Source organism: Desulfofundulus australicus DSM 11792 (genome assembly GCF_900129285.1).
In the GTDB taxonomy this organism is placed as follows: Bacteria; Bacillota; Desulfotomaculia; order Desulfotomaculales; family Desulfovirgulaceae; genus Desulfofundulus; species Desulfofundulus australicus.
Genome location: NZ_FQUW01000010.1, coordinates 86,094 through 107,244, shown reverse-complemented (window position 1 = coordinate 107,244; position 21,151 = coordinate 86,094). Strand labels below are relative to the sequence as shown.

The window sequence follows — 21,151 nt, the reverse complement described above, 5'->3', positions numbered from 1 at the left end:
AGGTAATCTGTGGTTTCCGGGGAGGTAGAACGGGCGTGGAATATAAAAATATTTTGCTGGAAAAGGACGGGCCGGTAGCCCTTTTAACCATAAACCGGCCGGAGGTACGCAACGCCCTGGACCCGCAAACCTGGGCCGAAATTCGCAGCGCCATCCGGGAATGTAAATTTGACCGGGATGTGCGCGTGGTGATCATTACCGGCGCGGGTGGCAAGGCGTTTGCTTCCGGGGCTGATATCCGGACCCTCAGGGAAAGGGAAACCCTGGAGGTTTTAAAAAGTGAGGCCCAGGAGACGTTAAACGATATTGAAAACCTGGATAAGCCGGTTATTGCAGCTATAGACGGCTATGCCCTGGGCGGCGGATGCGAGCTGGCCATGGCCTGCGATATCAGAATTGCCACCAGCCGCTCCAAACTGGGCCAGCCCGAAGTGAACCTGGGGATTATCCCCGGGGCCGGGGGGACTCAGAGGCTGCAGAGGCTGGTGGGTATAGGTAAAGCCAAGGAGTTGATCTTTACCGGTGATATCATCAGCGCCCAGGAGGCCAGGGAGATCGGGCTGGTGAACAAGGTGGTGGAGCAGCCGGAAGATCTGCTGCCTGCAGCCAGGGAGATGGCCCGGAAAATTATAGCCAAGGGGCCGGTGGCCGTAGGCCTGGCCAAGCTGGCCATTAATGTGGGCGCAAATACCGATATCAATTCGGGGCTGCTATTTGAAAAGCTGGCACAAACGGTGGCCTTCTCTACAGAAGATCGGATAGAGGGAACAACGGCCTTCCTGGAAAAGCGCAAACCGGTATTTAAAGGTAAATAATTATTCTGGCATCCCCGGCTGGCGGAAGCGTAAAGATAAAGAAAAATGGGGGATCAGTCATGGATTTTACTATACCCGAAGAAATTATGGACATGAAACGCACCCTGAGAAATTTTGTGGATAACGAAGTGGAGAAATACAGCCAGCAAATCGAAGACGAGGATAAAATTCCACAGCACCTGATCGATAAGGCGAAGGAAATGGGCCTGTTCGGCATGAGCATTCCCGAGGAATACGGGGGCCTGGGCCTCAGTATGCTGGAGAGGTGCCTTCTGCTGGAGGAGCTGGGCCGGGCCAATATGAGTTTCACCACCTACATCGGGGCTCATACGGGGATCGGTACCACCGGCATAGTGGAACTGGGGAGCGAGGAAATCAAAAGAAAGTACCTGCCCGCCATGGCCAGCGGTGAAAAACTGGGGGCTTTTGCTTTAACCGAGCCCGATGCCGGGTCCGATGCCACCAGCATAAAAACCACCGCCGTCTTAAAGGGTGACCGGTGGATATTGAACGGCAGGAAGCATTTCATCACCAATGCGCCCGAAGCCGATATTTTTACTGTGATTGCTGTGACGGATCGGGAAAAGGGAGCCCGGGGCGGTTTTACCGCCTTTGTGGTGGAGAAGAACTTTCCCGGTTTTTATATCGGTACCATTGAGAGGAAGATGGGCCTGCGGGGATCCCATACGGCGGAAGTCATTTTTGAGAACTGTGAGGTTCCCGCGGAAAACGTGCTGGGAGAAGTGGGCCGCGGGTATTCCAGCGCCCTGAAGATCCTGAGCAAGGGACGGGTAGCGCTGGCAGCGCGCTGCGTGGGGGCCTGCGACAAGTTGCTGGAACTTTCGGTCCGGTATGCCCAGCAGAGGATTCAATTTGGGAAACCCATTGCCAGCTTCCAGGCCATTCAGTGGATGCTGGCGGAAATGGCCACCGATACCGAAGCTGCCCGGTCGCTGACCTACCGTGTGGCCTGGATGGTGGATCAGGGCCTGCCCGTGATCAAGGAAGGACCGATGGTAAAACTGTTTGCCTCCGAGGCCCTGGGCAGGGTGGCCGACAAAGCGGTGCAGATCCACGGGGGCATGGGGTATATGAAAGACTTCCCGGTGGAGCGGTTTTACCGGGATGCCAGGATTACCCGTATATATGAGGGAACCAACGAGATCCAGCGCATGATCATAGCCAACCGGTTACTTAAGAAATTTGAAATTTAAGCTGCCGGGGAAAGAAGGTGTCGTCCAGAGTGGAAGGTGTGGCTATTATCGGTGCCGGGCAAACGCGCTACGGAGATTTTCCCACCAAAGGGGTTAAGGAACTTTTTGCCGAGGCATACCTGGAGATGCTGCAGAGCGTTGACCGGGGTCTGGATCCGCAAATGATCCAGGCCGCCTACATCGGCTGTTTAAGTGCCGGCAGCGGGTTCCAGCTGGGTCAGCTGGCCCCGCTGCTCATGGGGCATGTGGGCCTGCCGCACGTCAATGCGGTGCGGGTGGAAAATGCCTGCGCTTCCGGGGGTTTTGCCCTGTATAACGCGGCCTGTGCAGTGGCATCGGGGAAATTTGACCTGGTGCTGGCTGCCGGGGTGGAAAAAATGCGGGACATCTCATCCAGTAAGGGCAGGTACTGGCTGGGGGTTTCCGGAGATACGGAGTATGAACGCCTGGCCGGCTCCACCTTTGCCGGTATTTATGCCCTCATGGCAACCAGGTACATGCATGAGTACGGATTGAAACGGGAGCACCTTTCCATGGTGGCCGTGAAAAACCACCGTAATGCCGCGGCCAATCCCAAAGCGCAGTTTCGTAAAGCCATAACCCTGGAGCAGGCCATGAACGGGGTCCCGGTTGCCTATCCATTTAACATCTGGGACTGCAGTCCCACAACCGACGGGGCTGCGGTAGTCCTGCTCTGCAATGCCCGGAGAGCCAGGGATTTTACCAGCAGGCCGGTTTACCTCAGGGGTTTCGGGGCGGCCAGCGATTACCTGGCCATCCACGACCGGAGCTCCATAACCCGCCTTAACGCCACGCGGAAAGCCGCTGCCGAGGCATACAAGCAGGCGGGCATCGGGCCCCGGGATATTGATTTTGCCGAAGTGCACGACTGCTTTACCATTGCGGAGATTCTCGCCTACGCCGACCTGGGTTTTTGCGAGGAGGGACGCGCTCACTACCTGCTGGAAGAAGGAATTACCCAGCTGGATGGTAAGCTGCCGGTCAACGCCAGCGGCGGCTTGAAGGCCAAGGGCCACCCCATTGGCGCCACCGGTTGCGGTATGGCCTATGAGATCTTCAGGCAGTTAAGGGGTGAGGCGGCGGAACCTGTTCGGCAGATTAAAAACGCCAGGTTTGCCCTGTCGCATAACGTGGGCGGGTCCGGCGGGACGGCTGCAGTCTTCATCTACCAGAGAGGGGACGAGTGATGAGCATAAGCGTTGTCTCTTACGGGGTTTACCTGCCATTTTTGCGCCTCAGGCGGGAAGAATATGTGAACGCCCTGGGAAGCTGCAGTGCGGACATTAAAGAAAAGACGGTCATGGATGTGGACGAGGATACCATGACCATGGCCGTGGAAGCAGCCAGGAAGGCTGTGGCTGGTCTGGACCTGGAGCGGGTTGGTGTATTGACGCTGGCTTCGACCAGTTATCCCTATCAGGAGAAGGTCATGGCCGGGACCATTGTCGAAGCGCTGGGATTGAGGAAAAACATCCTGACCGGCCATCATGGCAGTTCAACCCTGGCCGGAACGGAGGCTTTCCTGTCCGCTGCAGGTTTGCTGGTGGGGTCCGGTGAAAAATATGCCCTGGTAATAGTTTCCGACGCCCCGGTTGCCGGTGCTTCTGCGGAAATGGAACATAGCTTTGGTGCAGCCGCCTGCGCCTTTGTCCTGGCCGCGGATGAGCAGGGCCTGGAACTGGAAGGGTTTTACTCTTGTGTCACCGAGTCGCTGGGCCTGCGCTTCAGGCCTGCCGGGGAAAAGGAAGTCAGGGATATTGGCGTCAGGACCTATTCTAACCAGGCCTATAATGAGACGGTGGGAGCTGCGGTGAAGGGACTTTTAAATAAGCTGGGCCAGAAACCCGCCGGCTACCGCCACGTGATCCTGCACCAGAACGATGTCAGGACTACGGTTGCCCTGGCCAAAAAGCTCGGCTTCGGCGATGAACAAATCCAGGAGGGCCTGGTTTACGGTCAGGTGGGTGATACGGGAGCCTGTTCGTCGCTCCTGGGGCTGTGCCGCGTTCTGGAAAAGACCGTACCCGGTGATAAAATACTGGTCGGCTCCTACGGCGCTGGTGGGGCGAGCCAGGCTTTGAGCTTTAAGTTGAACTGCCGGCTGCCGGGAAGAAGCGAATCTTTCCAGGTCCTGCTTGAGGATAAGAAATACATCAGTTATACCCACTACCTGAAATTAAAAAGAAGTATCTGAGGTGATTGTATGGGCGCCCATATTTCCATCCCCATGTACCAGCGGGCAGTTCCCCAGCGTTACCGCCTGGTGGGCCAGCGCTGCCTGAAGTGCGGGAAGGTTAATTTTCCACCCAAGGCTGTTTGTAAATATTGTAATGCCGGTTTTGAGTTTGAAGAGGTAACTTTAAGCGGCAGGGGGACTGTTTATTCCTACACCATTATTGCCGGTGGTGGGGCTCCGCCTGAATTTGCGGAGCAGGCGCACTGCCAGGGCAGTTACCCGGTGGTGGTGGTGGAGCTGGAGGAGGGTCCCAGGGTTATCGCCCAGCTGGTGGATCCCCCGCCAGCAGGAATTACCATCGGTATGCCGGTCAGGGCCGTATTCAGGAAAATTTATGAAGAAGAAGGCGTCATCCGCTATGGATTTAAATTCAGGCCGGCTTGAGGTGCCGTGCTGTTTTTGGATTGGAGTCACAGTTCGGGAAACCGGCTGTGATTTTTATATTGATGAGTAATTTAAAAAGCTGGCTAAATGCCGGCAAATCTCCGGCAGCTGCCGGTTTAGAATAGCGAGGTGAAAATTAATGCCGGAATACAGCCCCGAGATTGAAAAGGTTCTGTCCATGGTGCCGTATTTGGAGGAATTGACCGATGAATATGTCGGCTTTGCCGTTTGCACCCGGAATGAGTATGTATACTACAGTGCCCATAAAGGTCAAAGGCTTCCCATTAAGCCCGGCGATCCCATCAAGCCGAACACTATTGCCCATGCCGTAATCAACAGCGGCCGGCGGGTGGTGGTGACCATCCCGGCCAGCGTTGCCGGGGTGGGTACGGCGGGGTACAGAGGTGTTGGCGTGCCGATCAAGGAGAACGGCCAGGTGGTGGGAGCCCTGATTATGGGCCGGGCAATGTATCTTGAAGAGAAGCTGCAGGAACTTACGAAGAAGATGAAATCTTCAGTGGAGCTGGTTGCCGGTGGTGCCTCCCGGCTGGCTGAGGCAGCCGGGCAGCTGGCCGCCATCTCGGCGGGACTGGCCGATAATGCCGAAAAAGTACGCAAGGATATCGGGGAAATGAACAATATAATCAGCCTGATCATCGAAGTGGCTACCCAGACCCATCTCCTGGGTCTTAATGCCGCCATTGAAGCCGCCCGGGCTGGGGAGGCAGGACGCGGCTTTAATGTTGTGGCCGGGGAAATCCGCAAGCTGGCCGCCCGCACCCGTTCTTCGGCACAGGATATTACCATGAAGCTGGACCGGATAAAAGCTCATATAGAAACATTTAATGAGCACGTGCAGCAGATTGCCTCCGTTTCGCAGGAACAGGCGGCTTCCACCCAGCAGATCAACAGTGCCATCCAGGAACTGAACCCCATTGCTGACGACCTGGTACAGGCAGTGGCCAGGTTGATAGAGTGAATTCTCACCGGATCCGGCACGGGCCGGTTTTTTTTACCCCTGAAAACCTTTAAAAAACACTGCAACAACCTGATGATTAACATGTTAATTTAATTTTGTCCCCTTTTTGACTTTGCACAAAAACGGGATTGGGGGTAAGATAAACCTTAATGGTATGAGCCCATCATATGATGCCTGCACGGAAGGATTGCCGGTACTAGCTGGAGGTGGAAGACTTGTCTTTGACAAAGATGGAGACGGAGAAATGCGCAAAACTGGCGGCGGAAGAATCATCTCGGCGGGAAAAGCCGGCCGGGAGCGTGCTGTTGCTCCTGTCCTGGGGACACCTGGTAACCGATATGGCCCAGGGTGCCCTGCCCGCATTGCTGCCGGTATTAAAGCAGGCCTTTGCCCTGTCTTACGCCCAGACCAGCCTTCTGGTTCTTTTGTCCAATGTGGCTTCATCAGTTATTCAACCCGTTTTCGGTTATTTAGCGGACCGGCACCCGGCCCGCTGGCTTCTGCCGCTGGGCTGCCTGGTGGCCGGTGCGGGGCTGTCCATTACCGGGCGTTTGCCCTGGTATTCCCTTCTTTTCCTGGCGGTGGCCGTTTCCAGCCTTGGTGTGGCGGCATACCACCCGGAAGGGTCCCGGACGGCCAACCTGGCCAGCGGTACCCGCAAGGGAAGCGGCATGGCCGTATTTTCCGTAGGCGGCAACCTTGGTTTTGGCCTTGGCTCTTTGTTCATGGCCTGGCTTTTGACCCTGGGCGGCCCGGAGGCCACGGTTTATTTTGCCCTTCCCGGCCTTTTTACTGCGGTTTTGCTGGTGTTCTTCTGGCCGCGTCTTAATTCCCTGCAGGAAAATGTAAAGAAGGTTGCGGGGAATGCGGTGCAGGGGAGAGAAGGGGCCGGGGCCGCTGCCGGGAAAAACCCGGCCATCTCCCCGGTTACCGGTGCGAGATGGGACAGGGGAACCATACTGGCCTTTACCGTACTTCTTGTGTACATCATTTTTCGTTCCTGGCTGCACGCCGGGCTCTATACTTATGTGCCCCTTTACTATACCGACTACCTGCACGGTGATGTGCACCTGGCCGGATATTTTGTTTCGGTCTTCCTGCTGGCGGGGGCCTTTGGTACCCTGCTGGGCGGCCCGTTGACGGACGTTCTGGGAGCTCCCCGGGTGATGGCCGGTTCCATGGCCCTGCTTATTCCGCTCATCTATCTTTTCCTCCATGCCGGTGGCGGCCCGGGTGCCCTGGTGTTGCTGGCCCTCATCGGGATGGCCCTGATCAGCACCTTTTCCACCACCATCGTTCTCGGTCAACAGCTTATGCCCCATCGTAAGGGACTGGCCAGCGGTTTTACCATTGGCTTTGGCGTCGGCATGGGCGGGGTGGGAGTGACCCTGCTGGGAGTGCTGGCCGACCACCTGGGCGTACCGGCCGTATTTCACGCCCTCAACATCCTGGCGGTGGCGGGGCTCCTGCTGGCCCTGTTCCTCACCCGGCGCTTCCCGTGGGGCGCACAAAGTTAATAACCTTTCTTTTCCATCAAGCTGCTTAGTAAGCAGCTTATGGCTATCGAGTCGTCTCGACAAAGTACACCTGGGGTGTGCCCTGGTTTTAGTCGTCGCTCCCGGTCGTATCGCTGGCCGGGCCTTAAGGCCCCGGCTCCGGTCTTCGGCGGGTACCGGCCACATTCACACCTCCTGTGTTCAGGTGGCCTCCGCGGACATCCTGTCCGCGGCACGGGCCTGGCCCGGCAGCGCTCACTCCAGGTCGCTCCTCCTCTAAAACCAGGGCACATAAAGAGTTTGTCAACAATCTGTGACTGCTTACTTCTAGTAAGCAGCTCATGTCCGTTAAGGAACCTGGCGGATTAAATACCTGTATGCGGGTTATTTTTTTCATGCTTTAAGATTGTATTTTTATGCAACCGATTGTATAATTATAAGTATTACCTGGAGAGAAAGGAGTTGGGGGTGCCGGAAACCCGGAAGACCCGGGTTGCACCTGGCGGCTATGGTTGTAAAAGCAAGCATTATCGGGGCCACCGGCTATGCCGGTGCCGAACTGGTCAGATTGTTAAATGCCCACCCGCAGGTGGAGCTGGTGGGGTTGACCACCCAGAGTTATGCCGGCAAAGCTTTCTGGGAGGTTTACCCCCACCTTTACGGGTATGTGGATCTGGTCTGCGAGGAGCAGGATTTGCCGGCCCTGGTGGAGAGAAGCGATGTAATATTTACGGCCCTGCCCCATGGCCATGCCATGGCCGTGGCCCGGGAAGTCGTTGGCAGGGGAAAAGCCCTGGTGGATCTGGGTGCGGATTTCCGTCTCCACGACCCTGCAGTCTATCAGGAATGGTATAAGGTGGAGCACACGGCCGCGGAGCTGTTACCTCAAGCGGTGTACGGGTTGCCGGAAATTCACCGGGGAAAAATCCGTTCCGCCCGGCTGGTGGCCAATCCGGGCTGCTACCCCACCAGCGTGATCCTGGCCCTGGCTCCCCTGCTGAAAGAAGGGCTGATCGATACAGGCTCCATTATCATTGATTCCAAGTCCGGCGTTTCCGGGGCCGGGCGGGGGTTGTCCCTGAACACCCATTACTGTGAGGTTAACGAGAGCATCAAGGCCTACGGGGTGGCCGCGCACCGCCATACCCCTGAAATTGAACAGGAGTTGAGCGCCCTGGCCGGCAGGGAGGTACTGGTTTCCTTTACTCCCCACCTGACCCCCATGATCCGGGGCATCCTGAGTACCATTTACGCCCGGCTGGCCGGGCAGAAAAGCACGGAGGAGATTCTGGCCCTCTACCGGGAATTTTACCGGGAGGAGAAGTTTATCCGGGTGTTGCCCGCGGGCATGCTGCCGGTGACCAAAATGGTGGCCGGTTCCAACCACTGTGATATCGGCCTGGTGGTTGACCGGCGTACCGGCCGGGTGGTAATTATTTCCGCCATCGACAACCTGATTAAAGGGGCTGCCGGCCAGGCAGTGCAGAATATGAATATAATGTTCGGTCTGGCGGAAGATACGGGGCTTTACGGCCCGGGGGTATATCCGTAACAAAGGTAAAAATGACTGCCGTTTGCACATGAGCGAGCGACATTGAGCCGGGCAGATGCCAAACTCAGCGAATGCGAGGGCGGAGGCGGGGCTGAGGGTATGGATGCCGGGAACCCCGCCGTAGCCCGAGGGTAGCGATAGTTTGGCCTGCGAGTCGAACGGAGCGAGCGTATGCAAGCGGCAGGCAAGTGCTATCTTTAGGATGGATAAGGAGGAATACCGGCTTGTCCAGAACATGGGAAGAAAAAAGCGGTGGCATCACGGCCCCGCGGGGTTTCCTGGCCGCGGGGGTGGCTGCCGGAATAAAATACAAGGGGAAGCGCGATGTGGCATTAATTTTTTCCGAGGTTCCGGCCCGGGCCGCCGGGGTGTTTACCACCAACAGGGTAAAGGGGGCCCCGGTGATAGTCACCATGGAGCGGGTAGCCAGGGGGTACGCCAGGGCGGTGGTGGTAAACAGCGGCAATGCCAATACCTGTAACGGGGAGCAGGGTATAAGGGATGCCCGGGCCATGGCGCAGGAAGCGGCCCGGGTATTGAATATTCCTGAAGAGGATGTGCTGGTGGCTTCCACCGGCGTCATCGGCCAGCCCATGCCCATGGACCGCGTTTTGCCGGGTATTGCCGCTGCGGCCCGGGAATTGAGCCCCGGCGGAGGTGCGGCTGCCGCCGAGGCCATTATGACCACCGATACCGAGCCCAAAGAAGCGGCCCTTTCCCTCACCCTCGGCGGGCACACGGTGACCATCGGGGGCATGGCCAAGGGTTCCGGGATGATTCATCCCCGGATGGCCACGATGCTCTGCTTTATTAGCACCGATGCGGCGGTATCCCCATCCTGCCTGCAGGAGATGCTGCGCTACGCGGTGGACCGCAGCTTTAATATGATCAGTGTCGACGGGGATACCAGCACCAATGATATGGTTCTGGTGCTGGCCAACGGATTGGCCGGCAATCCGGAAATTGCCGCCGAAAACGAAGATTATTACCTCTTCCGGGATGCCCTTACCGAGGTTTGCAGCCGGCTGGCCCGGGCGGTGGCCAGGGATGGTGAAGGGGCGACAAAGCTGCTGGAAGTAAAAGTAATCAATGCCGCCAGTGAGAAAGATGCCCGCCTGGCTGCCCGGGCGGTGGTAGCTTCCAACCTGGTTAAAACAGCCGTTTACGGCCGGGATGCCAACTGGGGCCGGGTTATCTGCGCCGTTGGCTATTCGGGGGCGCAGTTTGACCCCGCTCGGGTGGATATATATCTGGGTGACGTAATGGTGGCCAGGGACGGGATGGCCCTGCCCTTTGATGAAGAAGCAGCCTCGGCTGCGCTGGCGGGCCGCGAGGTGCGGGTGCTGGTGGATTTAAAGTCGGGAGAATGTGAGGCCACGGCCTGGGGCTGCGATCTGACCGGTGAGTATGTGAATATTAATGCCAGCTACCGGACATAACGGTTTGGCAAAATGGATGTGGCATAACTGCTTTTTTTGAGCTGTAACTATTGATAGATTAATAATAATATACGGGGGAGGTATCCGCTTGCTCAGCGCACAGGAGAAGGCGGCCATCCTGGTGGAGGCCCTGCCCTATATAAAGAAGTTCTACGGCAAGACCGTGGTGATCAAGTACGGCGGCCACGCCATGACGGACTGCGGGCTGAAAATGGCCGTACTTACCGATGTGGTTTTGATGAAGTATGTGGGCATGCATCCGGTGGTTGTTCACGGCGGGGGGCCGGAAATCACGGCCATGCTCCAGAAGCTGGGCATTGAGTCCCGTTTTGTCAGCGGCCTGCGGGTTACCGACGAGGAAACCATGGAAATAGTGGAGATGGTTCTGGCGGGCAAGCTGAACAAGGAAATCGTTTCCCTGATCAACCGCATTGGCGGCAAGGCGGTGGGCCTTTCCGGCAAGGACGCCTGCCTGCTTCAGGCGGTGAAGATGCCGGGCAAGGTATATCAGCCCGATGGGAAGGTGGAGATGGTGGACATTGGCTGCGTGGGGCAGGTGAAAAAGGTTAACCCGGCCATTGTCCAGACGCTGATCCATGAAGGCTACATTCCTGTGGTAGCCCCCGTAGCGGTGGGCCCTGAAGGGGAGAGCTACAACGTCAATGCCGATACCGTTGCCGGGGAGCTGGCGGCAGCGCTGGGGGCTGACAAGTTGATTATCCTCACCGACGTGGAAGGTATCCTGGAGGACCGGGAAAACAGGGATTCCCTTCTCTCGGTGATCCGGGCGGACGATGTACCCGATTTGATAGCCCGGGGCATTATCGACGGGGGTATGATCCCCAAGGTGGAATGCTGCACCCGGGCCCTTTACGGGGGAGTCAATACCACCCATATTCTGGACGGGCGGGTGGCCCACTCCATTTTGCTGGAAGTGTTCACGGATAAAGGCATCGGCACCATGGTGGTCCGTTAGCAGGAGGGGATAAAAGTGACGGGTGCAGAAATTATGGAGCTCACCAGCAGGTATGTGATGCAAACTTACGGGCGCCTGCCCCTGGCCCTGGTGAGGGGACAGGGGGCGAGGGTCTGGGATGCGGAAGGGAAGGAGTACCTTGATTTTGTGGCCGGGCTGGCCGTTTGCTCCCTGGGCCACTGCCATCCGGCGGTGGTGGAAGCCATAACCTCACAGGTCCGGAAATTAATGCATGTGTCCAACCTCTATTACATTGAAACCCAGGCCAGGCTGGCCCGGCTGCTGGTGGAAAATTCCTGCGGCGACCGGGTGTTTTTCTGCAACAGCGGTGCCGAGGCCAACGAGGCGGCCATCAAGCTGGCCCGGAAGTACGGGAAAATCCACGGCGGGCAGGAAAAGTATGAAATCATCACCGCCCTGAAATCCTTCCACGGGCGTACCCTGGCCGCCATCACTGCCACGGCCCAGTCCAAGTATCAGAAGGGGTTTGAGCCCCTTCCGGCGGGGTTTAAATACGTTCCCTTCAATGATGTGGAGGCCCTTTCCCGGGCCGTAAACCCCGGCACCTGTGCGGTGCTCCTGGAGCCGGTGCAGGGCGAGGGCGGGGTAAACGTGGCCACGCCCGAATTTTTAAAGGCCGCCCGGGAACTCTGTGACCGCTACAATGCCCTGCTGATCTTCGACGAAGTGCAGTGCGGCCTGGGTCGTACGGGCAGGTTCCTGGCCTACCAGCATTACGGCGTGGAGCCGGACATTTTTACCCTGGCCAAAGCCCTGGGTGGCGGATTTCCCATCGGGGCCATGGTGGCGAAGGAAAAAGTGGCCGCCGCCTTCAGCCCCGGCGACCACGCCTCCACCTTCGGAGGCAACCCCCTGGCCTGTGCGGCCGGGCTGGCGGCCGTGAAATGCCTGCTCAATGAGGGCGTCATTGAAAATGCCGCCCGGGTGGGTGCTTATCTGAAAGACCGCCTCCTGGAGCTGGCCGGCCGGTTTTCTTTTGTCAGGGAGGTGCGCGGCCTGGGGCTGATGCTGGGTATGGAATTGTCCATCGAGGGCAAAGAGATCGTTGGCAGGTGCCAGGAGCGCGGTTTATTAATTAACTGTGTGGATAACCACATTCTGCGCTTTATTCCTCCCCTGATCATTGGCGAGGCCGAGGTGGATGAGGCGGTGGAAATCCTGGCCGGCGTCCTGGCCGAGATGAAACAGTAAATTGAGTGAACCAGGTTACATGAAGCAGTCACTTTTGCAGCAGGAGGATACCCAATGCCCAGGCGAAAGGACATTAACAAAGTGCTGGTCATCGGTTCCGGCCCCATTATTATCGGCCAGGCCGCGGAGTTCGATTATGCCGGCACCCAGGCCTGCCGGGCCCTGAAAGAGGAAGGGGTTCAGGTGGTGCTGGTGAATTCCAACCCGGCCACCATCATGACCGACAGCCATATGGCCGACCAGATCTACATCGAACCCCTCACCTGGCAGACTGTGGCCCGCATAATCGAGCGGGAGCGGCCGCAGGGCTTACTGCCCACCCTGGGCGGGCAGACGGGGTTGAACCTGGCCGTGGAACTGGCCCGGCAGGGGGTGCTGGAGAGGTTCGGCGTGGAACTGCTGGGCACCTCCCTGGACAGCATCCGCCGGGCCGAAGACCGGGAGCTGTTCAAGGAAACCATGCTGGCCATCGGCGAGCCGGTACCCCCCAGCACCACGGTTACCAGTGTGGAGCAGGCTCTGGAGTTTGCCCGGGAAGCCGGTTATCCCCTGATCGTTCGCCCCGCCTACACCCTGGGCGGAACTGGAGGCGGTATGGCTTCGGGCCCGCAGGAGCTGGCGGCCATCGTTCACCGGGGGCTGACCATGAGCCCCATCGGCCAGGTGCTCCTGGAAAAGAGCGTGGCCGGATGGAAGGAAATAGAATACGAAGTGATGCGGGACGGGGCCGATAACTGTATAACCATCTGCAATATGGAAAATATTGACCCCATAGGTATTCATACCGGGGACAGCATCGTGGTGGCACCTTCCCAGACCCTGGCCGACAAGGAGTACCAGCTGCTGCGCTCCGCCGCCCTGAAAATCATCCGGGCCTTGAAGGTGGAAGGGGGTTGCAACGTCCAGTTTGCCCTGGACCCGGAAAGCTTCCGCTATTACGTGATTGAGGTCAACCCCCGGGTGAGCCGCTCCAGCGCCCTGGCTTCCAAAGCCACCGGCTATCCCATTGCCCGCACGGCGGCCAAGATAGCCATTGGCCTGAGGCTGGATGAGATTACCAACCCGGTGACGGGCAAGACCTGCGCCTGTTTCGAGCCGGCCCTGGACTATGTGGTGGTTAAAATCCCCCGCTGGCCCTTTGATAAATTCAGCAGCGCCGACCGCACTCTGGGTACCCAGATGAAGGCCACCGGCGAGGTGATGGCCATTGACCGCACCTTTGAAGGAGCCCTGCTCAAGGCGGTGCGTTCCCTGGAAATCGGTGTGGACAGCCTGCAGTGGAAGGGGTCGGGAAGCTGGAGCGAAATGGAACTGCAGCAACTGCTCTCCCGGCCCAATGACCTGCGCCTGTTTGCCATTGCCGAGGCTTTCCGGCGGGCCTGGGCCATGCGGGAGATTTTTCAGCTTACAGCCATAGACTATTTTTTCCTGGAGAAAATAAAGAATATCGTGGTGCTGGAAGGGGAACTGCGGGCGGCGCGCGACAACCCCTCTCCCGATTTGCTGCGCCGGGCCAAAGCCTGCGGCTTTGCCGACAGCCACATCGGCCGTTTGACCGGCCTGGGCTTTGACCGGGTGCGGGCGCTGCGGAAGGAGCTCGGCATTATCCCGGCCTACAAAATGGTGGATACCTGTGCCGCGGAATTTGAGGCCGCCACCCCGTATTACTATTCCACCTACGATGCTGTGGATGAGGTTCCGGTATCCTCCCGTCCCGGGGTGATCGTGCTGGGTTCGGGGCCCATCCGTATCGGCCAGGGTATTGAATTTGACTACTGCTCGGTCCATTCCGTATGGGGTCTGCAGGCCGAAGGGGTGGAGGCCATCATCATTAACAACAACCCGGAGACGGTGAGCACCGATTTCGACACCGCCGACCGCCTGTATTTTGAACCCCTCACCTTAGAAGACGTGCTCAACGTGGTGGAGAAGGAAAACCCCCTGGGCGTAATCGTCCAGTTCGGCGGCCAGACGGCAATCAACCTGGCCGGGGAACTGGCTGCCCGGGGGGTGAGGGTGCTGGGTACGCCGGTGGAATCCATTGACGCTGCCGAGGACCGGGAAAAATTCAGCGCCCTGCTGGCCCGCCTGGGCATTCCCCAGACCGAGGGGGGTACTGCCTTTACCGTGGAGCAGGCCCGGCAGATCGCGGAAAGGCTGGGCTATCCGGTTCTGGTGCGGCCCTCCTACGTGCTGGGCGGGAGGGCCATGGAAATTGTCCATAATACCCCCGAACTGCTGAAATATATGGAAACGGCGGTGCAGGTTTCGCCGCGCCACCCGGTGCTCATCGACAAGTATATCCGGGGCCGGGAAGTGGAGATTGACGGTATAGGGGACGGGAAAAATATACTCATCCCCGGTATTATGGAGCATATCGAGCGGGCCGGGGTGCACTCGGGTGACAGTATGGCCGTGTACCCGCCCCGGAACCTCACCCCCGCCCAGGTTGAACAGGTGGTTGATTACACCCTCCAGATTGGCCGGGCGCTGAAGGTTTGCGGGTTGCTGAATATCCAGTATGTGGTGGCCAGGGAGGGCATCTTTGTCCTGGAAGTTAACCCCCGGGCTTCCCGTACCGTTCCCATTTTGAGCAAGGTGACGGCTGTGCCCATGGTGCAGGTGGCCACCCGGGCCATGCTGGGCAGGAGGCTGGCCGAACAGGGATACGGGTCGGGCCTGGGCAGAATTTCGGATTTCGTAGCGGTGAAGGCACCGGTCTTTTCCCTTGAGAAGCTGGGTGAAGTGGAAATTTCCCTGGGGCCGGAGATGAAGTCCACCGGGGAGGTCATGGGGGTGGATCGTACCTTCCCCGGAGCACTTTATAAAGCCATGACAGCCGCCGGCCTGAGTCCCGTTCCGGCCGGAGTAAATGAACATCCTGCAGCGAAGGCGATCCTGGTTTCCCTGGCCGACCGGGATAAAGTCGAGGCTTTACCCGTGATCCGCCAGTACGCCGCCCTGGGTTACCCGCTCTACGCCACCAGGGGCACGGCCAGAGCCCTTGCCGCCGCCGGTCTCCCGGTACAGGAAGTGGAGGACGGGATCAACCTGGTGCGCTCTGGAGCGGTGAGCCTGGTGATCAACACCCCCACCCGGGGCAAGCATCCCGCCCGGCCGGGTTTCCGCCTGCGCCGTACTGCCGCCGAGTACCGGGTGCCCTGCCTGACCTCCCTGGATACGGCCCGGGCCCTGGTGGCGGTGCTGCAGAATTTAAACCAGGGGGAGGAGCCGGCTCCGGTAAGCGTGCGGGAATTTACCGCGGGAATGCTGGTGGGGAAAAGGGAGGCCCTGCCCTGAGCGATTTGCCCGGTTGCCGGCGGCTGCAGTGGTCCCGGGTTAACGACGGGTTGGGTGGTGTTTGGTGCGGGTCTGGATCATTTTGAACTGTAAAGGAAGGGGTAACACACATGAAGGAGAATTTTAAGGGGCGGGATCTTCTCTCCCTGCATGATTTTACGCCGGATGAAATCATCACCATCCTGGATCTGGCCGATGAACTGAAGTCCAAACAAAAAAGGGGTATTCCCCATCCTTACCTGACCGGAAAGACCCTGGGCATGATCTTTCAAAAATCTTCCACCCGCACCCGGGTTTCCTTTGAGGTGGCCATGTACCAGCTGGGAGGGTACGCCCTGTACCTCAATGCCGGCGATCTGCAGCTGGGGCGGGGGGAATCAATTGCCGATACCGCCCGGGTGCTTTCCCGCTACCTGGACGGAATTATGATCCGTACCTACGCCCAGGCGGATGTGGAAGAACTGGCCCGCTACGCCGATATTCCGGTGATCAACGGCCTGACCGACCTGCTGCACCCGTGCCAGGTCCTGGCCGATTTGCAAACTATCCGGGAGTACAAGGGCAGGCTGGCCGGCCTGAAGCTGGCCTACGTGGGGGACGGCAATAACGTCTGCCATTCCCTGCTTTTCGGCTGTGCCAAAACGGGTATAAACATCAGCGTGGCCTCGCCACCCGGCTACCAGCCCAGGGAGGAAATTGTGCGGGCGGCCAGGGAAGATGCTATTTCAACCGGCAGCCGCATTGAAATCCTTACCGACCCGGTGGCGGCGGTGACGGGAGCTGACGTGGTGGTCACCGACGTGTGGGCCAGCATGGGGCAGGAGCAGGAAAGCGAGCTGCGGAAAAAGGTCTTCGCTCCCTACCAGGTCAATGGAGAACTGGTACGCCATGCCAGCCCGGACTTCATTTTCCTCCACTGCCTGCCGGCCCACAGGGGAGAAGAGGTGACGGCGGAAATCATTGATGGCCCCCACTCGGCGGTCTGGGACGAGGCGGAAAACCGCCTGCATGCCCAGAAAGCCGTGCTGGCCCTGTTAATGGCGTGATATGTTCCGGATTACGCGCGTATCGCTTGTCCTGGCCCTGGCAGGGGGTGCAGGTATCGTACTCCTGGATTTCATCAAGCAGAATCCTGTTCACCTGCCCATGCACCTGGGCGCCTGGTTTACAGGTGTAACCCTGGGCTGGGCTGTCATGTACCTGTTATGGCTGAGGAGACGTTCATGACGCTTTCAGCGTCATCGCCAGAGGATGAAAGCGGCTGCCGTTTTGCACGGAAGCGAGCGACATTGAGCCGAGCAGATGCCAAACTTGGCGAGATGTGAAAGAATTATTTCGAAGGAGGAGCGTTAATAACCTTATGAAAAAAGTGGTGCTTGCCTATTCGGGGGGGCTGGATACCTCCATCATCATTCCCTGGCTCAAAGAAAATTACGGTTACGAAGTCATTGCCATGGTGGCCGACCTGGGGCAGGGGGAGGAACTGGCCCCCCTGGAAGAAAAGGCCCTGAAGAGCGGTGCCAGCAAGATCTACATTGAGGACGTAAAACGGGAATTTGTGGAAGAATATATTTTCCCCACCCTGCGGGCGGGGGCCATATACGAGGGCAAGTATCTTCTGGGTACCTCCATGGCCCGCCCCTTGATTGCCAAAAAGCTGGTGGAGGTGGCTGAAAGGGAAGGGGCGGAGGCCGTGGCCCACGGTGCCACCGGCAAGGGAAACGACCAGGTGCGCTTCGAGCTGTCGGTGAAGGCCCTCAACCCCGACCTTAAAATCATCGCTCCCTGGCGGGAGTGGGACATCCGTTCCCGGGAGGATGCCATGGACTATGCCCGGGCCCGGGGGATCCCCGTTCCCGTGACCCGGGAACAGCCTTACAGTATGGACCGCAATATCTGGCACCTGAGCCATGAAGGAGGGGACCTGGAAGATCCGGCCAAGGAGCCGCCCGAAGATGTGCTTTTGCTGACCACACCTCCGGAAAAAGCCCCGGACCGTCCATCTTACGTGGAAATTTATTTCGAGAAGGGTATTCCCAGGAAGTTAAACGGGGAGACCCTGGATCCGGTGGCATTGCTGGAAAGGTTAAATGCCCTGGGAGGTGCTAACGGCATAGGCGTGGTGGATATGGTGGAGAACCGCCTGGTGGGTATGAAGTCCCGCGGCGTGTACGAAACTCCCGGCGGCACCATCCTCTATCTGGCCCACCGGGAGCTGGAAAGTATCTGTCTCGACCGGATGACCATGCATTTCAAAGAACTGGTGGCCGCCCGCTATGCCGAGCTGGTGTATGACGGCGTGTGGTTCTCTCCTTTACGGGAGGCCCTGGATGCCTTTGTGGAGGTGACCCAGCGCACGGTAACGGGCACGGTGCGCATGAAGCTCTACAAGGGCAACTGCACACCTGCCGGGGTCAGTTCGCCTTATTCGCTTTACGATCCGGAGCTGGCCACCTTCAGCCGGGACGAAATATACAACCAGGCCGACGCTGCCGGGTTTATAAACCTTTTCGGCCTGCCCTTAAAGGTACGCGCTTTGATGGAGAAGAGGGCGGGGCTCCGCAAACCTTGATTTTACCGGGCATCGGGTTCAGTCCCGTGTCCGAAATCATGCCCGGCGGGGGTGGAGGGTTGCGGGAGCCTTTGCTGCAGGCGGCTCATGCTCTCAGACGGACTGCAAAGAAGCCCCTTCCACCGCCCCCGCCTGCCGGAACTCCAGAGCCTTTTCTATTACCCGGAGAAGTTTTTGCAGATTAAAGGGTTTGCACAGGAAGTCAAAAGCACCGGCCTTTACGGCCCGGGCGGCCATCTCGGCAGTCCCCGCCGCAGACATCAAAATCACCGGCAGGTGACGGTCGTACTGGCAAATCCGCTCCAGCAATTTCATGCCATTGGCATCCGGAAGGTGCACGTCCAGGAGCACCACATCGGGAGACTCCTGAAAAATTAAATCCATGGCTTCCCTGCCCCCGTACGCCGTCCGAACCCGGTACCCGGCATTCCTGAACACCTCGGCCAGCAGATTGCAGATAATTTCCTCATCATCCACCACCAGTACCAGCGCCATTAACTCTCCCCCTTTCCCCCGGCCGGCGCCGACCCCCCGGTCCAGCCGGGGTTGAACCAGCCGCTTTCTCTGGAATTGCTTTGTGATAGTTGGAGCGTTCACATATAGTCGCAAATTTCATACCTGCCCTGCCATCCCGCCCGCAGCGTCTCCGGCAAGCCAGCAGGCACCACTTTGGTTCATTTTCAGACAGGTAATTTTTAAAGTTTAAAATAGTTCCGTCTTTTAACCAGCTGCTGAAAGCGATATTTGATATTTCTTTTAAATTTTATAAAATCCTCCCGGTAATCAAAGAAAAAATTTAATCGGCCGGGAAGGATCCGGGCATTTTAAAGGTTAAACATATCCTGTATAACTATCTTATACGGAAAGCAGGTGCTGGCGGTGCCGTTAATGTGGTTTGTCTTCCTGCTTTTACTTTTCCCCTTTTTAATTTTCGTCCTCTTCTTTCAGGTAGCAACCTTTTCTTTTACCAGGCTGGGGTTGTCGCCGGAGGGAGCCGTTTTGCTGTTCAGCCTCTCCCTCATAGGTGGCGTTATTAACATTCCTGTGTCCCGCCGGAAATTTGTGGTCGAGGAAGAGAGGCTTTTCTTTCCTTTTCTTTTTTATTACCCGCCCCGGGTGCGCGAGCAAATAATTGCTGTTAACGCAGGGGGTGCGGTTATTCCCGTCCTTTTCAGCCTTTACCTTCTGGAACGCACCCCCCTGTGGCCTGCGCTGGCGGCAACACTCATAGTAACCGCGGTGGCCAGGGTCCTGGCCCGCCCCGTGCCGGGGGTCGGCATTTCCCTGCCCGCCTTCATCCCCCCGCTGGTGGCTGCAGCAGCAGCCATTCTTCTGGCCGGCGAGAATGCCGCCCCGGTGGCTTACATTGCCGGCGTCTGGGGCACTCTTATCGGAGCCGACCTCCTGAACCTGCACCGGCTCAGGGAGCTGGGCGGGCACGTCCTGAGCATAGGTGGGGCAGGGGTATTTGACGGTATTTTTCTGGTAGGAGTGGTAGCCGCCCTGCTGGCCTAGTTTTACCTGTAACTTAAACCCGGGCCATCTGGTTTTCCAGGTAGGCCTGGCAGCTCCCCATCATTTTTGCCCCGTGTACCAGTTTTTGCAGGTGCTCCAGGGAGAGCCCGCCGGTTACAAGCTTCAGCAGAAGCCACTTTAAAGTACCGAAGAAATAGCCGGGGCGCAGATAAACACGCCGGTAAAGGGTGGTAAATTCCCTGTAAAACTGGGGCAGGGGGAGCCGCGTGGGCACGACAGCGTGCAGGAGGTCGAAAAACTCATAATTGGTGGTGGTTAATTTATTTTTGAAGCGCTCAAAAAGCTCGGTTCCGGGCAGCGGGGTCAGGATGGTGAACTGCGGCTGCCGGATCTTCAGCTTTCTGACGTAATGAAACAACTTCTGAAAATCCACAGGACTGAAATCCGGGTCCACAATAAAGGAGGCGTAGACATTAATTCCCAGTGCATCCAGGATACCCAGTGCCTTCTCGTTATTTTTGACGCTGTTTTGCTTGTTGACCTGCTTCATCCCTTCCTCATCGATCTTCTCAAAGCCAATGAAAACCCCGTCCAGGCCGATATCCTTCCACTGCCGGATGATCTCGGGGTGCCTCACCACGGTATCGCTCCTGGCCTGGATAATATACCTGCGCCTGGGAATACCACGGCCTTTCAACAATTCGGCAATCTTCCCGGCGCGGCGTACATCGGCCAGGAAATTATCATCGGTAAAAAGTACGTCCCCCGGGGGCAGGAACCTGATTTCCTCCACCACCCTTTCCGGGCTCATACTCCGCACCCTGCCCCGGTAAAAGCGCCAGATACTGCAGAAATTACAGCGGTGGGGACACCCCCGCGAAGTCTCCAGTGTAACAAAGGGGCGGCGCGTTCCCAGGTAATACTGGTTTCTGTATCTGCCGGTAAGCTCCCGGTCCGCCGGTGGCACCTCATCGAGCGACTGCAAAAGCGGCCGCTCGCCGGTAAAGAACTGGCCTTCCTCTGTATTCAGGACGAGGCCGGCCACCCGGGTTGGGTCCCCCTGACCCTCCAGGGTGGCTATCAATTCGGGTGCCGTTGTCTCACCTTCCCCAACCACCACCGCATCCACCGCCGGGTGGTCAAAATCCTCGGGCCTCAAAGAAGCGTGATGGCCGCCCACAAAAACAAAGGTATTTTTCCTGGCGGCTTTCACCTCCCCGGCAATGCGTAAGGTCTGGTAAACGTCCACGGTGAAGGAGCAGTTAATTCCCACCGCTTCCGGCCGGAAATCTTGAACGGCGGCGGTAATATTCTCTCCGGCCAGCACGTCCAGGAGGCGGACGGAATGATCCTTTAACGCGGCCCCGACAATTTCCAGTCCCAGGGGCTCCACTGCAATCAAACTTTTGTAACCCAGCCCCCCTCTGGGCCGCGGCTGAATCAGCAACACCCGCATTGTGCATAACCTCCCCTTTTACT

General features: G+C 58.0%; 18 protein-coding genes. 16 read left to right on the top strand and 2 right to left on the bottom strand.

The features are described 5' to 3' along the window. Positions 1-35 precede the first annotated feature (35 nt). The 15 genes from BUB44_RS05035 (at position 36) to BUB44_RS04965 (ending at position 18,196) form a co-directional block, all read left to right on the top strand. Positions 36-815: an enoyl-CoA hydratase/isomerase family protein gene (locus tag BUB44_RS05035; RefSeq protein WP_073163671.1), complete on the top strand. Its 780-nt coding sequence runs from the start codon at positions 36-38 to the stop codon at positions 813-815. Between the two features lie 59 nt (positions 816-874). After that, positions 875-2,029, top strand: coding sequence for an acyl-CoA dehydrogenase family protein (locus tag BUB44_RS05030; protein ID WP_073163670.1), 1,155 nt, complete (start codon positions 875-877; stop codon positions 2,027-2,029). A 17-nt stretch (positions 2,030-2,046) separates the two neighbouring features. After that, positions 2,047-3,237: a thiolase domain-containing protein gene (locus tag BUB44_RS05025; RefSeq protein ID WP_242655857.1), complete on the top strand. Its 1,191-nt coding sequence runs from the start codon at positions 2,047-2,049 to the stop codon at positions 3,235-3,237. Continuing rightward, positions 3,237-4,244: a hydroxymethylglutaryl-CoA synthase gene (locus BUB44_RS05020; RefSeq protein WP_242655855.1), complete on the top strand. Its 1,008-nt coding sequence runs from the start codon at positions 3,237-3,239 to the stop codon at positions 4,242-4,244. Before BUB44_RS05025 ends, BUB44_RS05020 begins: the two co-directional genes overlap by 1 nt. Before the next feature lie 9 nt (positions 4,245-4,253). Then, complete coding sequence (locus BUB44_RS05015; RefSeq protein WP_073163665.1) at positions 4,254-4,670, top strand: Zn-ribbon domain-containing OB-fold protein; 417 nt, start codon at positions 4,254-4,256, stop codon at positions 4,668-4,670. A gap of 139 nt (positions 4,671-4,809) precedes the next feature. Next, a complete protein-coding gene (locus BUB44_RS05010) occupies positions 4,810-5,649 on the top strand; it encodes a methyl-accepting chemotaxis protein (RefSeq protein ID WP_073163663.1) in 840 nt (279 codons plus the stop codon). A gap of 215 nt (positions 5,650-5,864) precedes the next feature. Beyond that, positions 5,865-7,166: an MFS transporter gene (locus tag BUB44_RS05005; protein WP_073163662.1), complete on the top strand. Its 1,302-nt coding sequence runs from the start codon at positions 5,865-5,867 to the stop codon at positions 7,164-7,166. A 487-nt stretch (positions 7,167-7,653) separates the two neighbouring features. Beyond that, positions 7,654-8,697: an N-acetyl-gamma-glutamyl-phosphate reductase gene (gene argC / locus BUB44_RS05000; RefSeq protein WP_073163698.1), complete on the top strand. Its 1,044-nt coding sequence runs from the start codon at positions 7,654-7,656 to the stop codon at positions 8,695-8,697. Positions 8,698-8,921: 224 nt separating this feature from the next. Further along, the gene (argJ, locus tag BUB44_RS04995) at positions 8,922-10,136 is read left to right on the top strand and encodes a bifunctional glutamate N-acetyltransferase/amino-acid acetyltransferase ArgJ (RefSeq protein WP_083543099.1); all 1,215 of its coding nucleotides are present in this window, start codon (positions 8,922-8,924) and stop codon (positions 10,134-10,136) included. A gap of 88 nt (positions 10,137-10,224) precedes the next feature. Next, complete coding sequence (argB, locus tag BUB44_RS04990) at positions 10,225-11,112, top strand: acetylglutamate kinase (protein WP_073163660.1); 888 nt, start codon at positions 10,225-10,227, stop codon at positions 11,110-11,112. A 15-nt stretch (positions 11,113-11,127) separates the two neighbouring features. Beyond that, complete coding sequence (locus tag BUB44_RS04985) at positions 11,128-12,324, top strand: acetylornithine transaminase (RefSeq protein ID WP_114362085.1); 1,197 nt, start codon at positions 11,128-11,130, stop codon at positions 12,322-12,324. 54 nt (positions 12,325-12,378) lie between these two features. Next, positions 12,379-15,624, top strand: a complete 3,246-nt coding sequence (gene carB, locus BUB44_RS04980; RefSeq protein WP_073163658.1) for a carbamoyl-phosphate synthase large subunit — start codon at positions 12,379-12,381, stop codon at positions 15,622-15,624. Positions 15,625-15,734: 110 nt separating this feature from the next. After that, positions 15,735-16,670 (top strand): ornithine carbamoyltransferase, encoded by a 936-nt coding sequence (gene argF, locus BUB44_RS04975; RefSeq protein WP_073163656.1) that lies wholly within the window; start codon positions 15,735-15,737, stop codon positions 16,668-16,670. Position 16,671: 1 nt separating this feature from the next. After that, positions 16,672-16,851, top strand: a complete 180-nt coding sequence (locus BUB44_RS04970) for a hypothetical protein (RefSeq protein ID WP_073163654.1) — start codon at positions 16,672-16,674, stop codon at positions 16,849-16,851. Between the two features lie 133 nt (positions 16,852-16,984). Beyond that, complete coding sequence (locus BUB44_RS04965) at positions 16,985-18,196, top strand: argininosuccinate synthase (protein WP_073163652.1); 1,212 nt, start codon at positions 16,985-16,987, stop codon at positions 18,194-18,196. A 93-nt stretch (positions 18,197-18,289) separates the two neighbouring features. On the opposite strand, the gene BUB44_RS04960 is transcribed toward BUB44_RS04965, so the two are convergent. After that, on the bottom strand, positions 18,290-18,805 hold the full coding sequence (locus tag BUB44_RS04960; RefSeq protein WP_131821580.1) for a response regulator: 516 nt from the start codon (positions 18,803-18,805) through the stop codon (positions 18,290-18,292). Positions 18,806-19,084: 279 nt separating this feature from the next. Between BUB44_RS04960 and BUB44_RS04955 the strand changes: the two genes are divergently transcribed. After that, positions 19,085-19,711 (top strand): DUF1614 domain-containing protein, encoded by a 627-nt coding sequence (locus tag BUB44_RS04955; RefSeq protein WP_114362089.1) that lies wholly within the window; start codon positions 19,085-19,087, stop codon positions 19,709-19,711. Between the two features lie 13 nt (positions 19,712-19,724). Here BUB44_RS04955 and BUB44_RS04950 read toward each other — a convergent pair whose 3' ends face one another. Continuing rightward, a complete protein-coding gene (locus BUB44_RS04950; protein WP_073163647.1) occupies positions 19,725-21,128 on the bottom strand; it encodes a B12-binding domain-containing radical SAM protein in 1,404 nt (467 codons plus the stop codon). Positions 21,129-21,151: the final 23 nt, after the last annotated feature.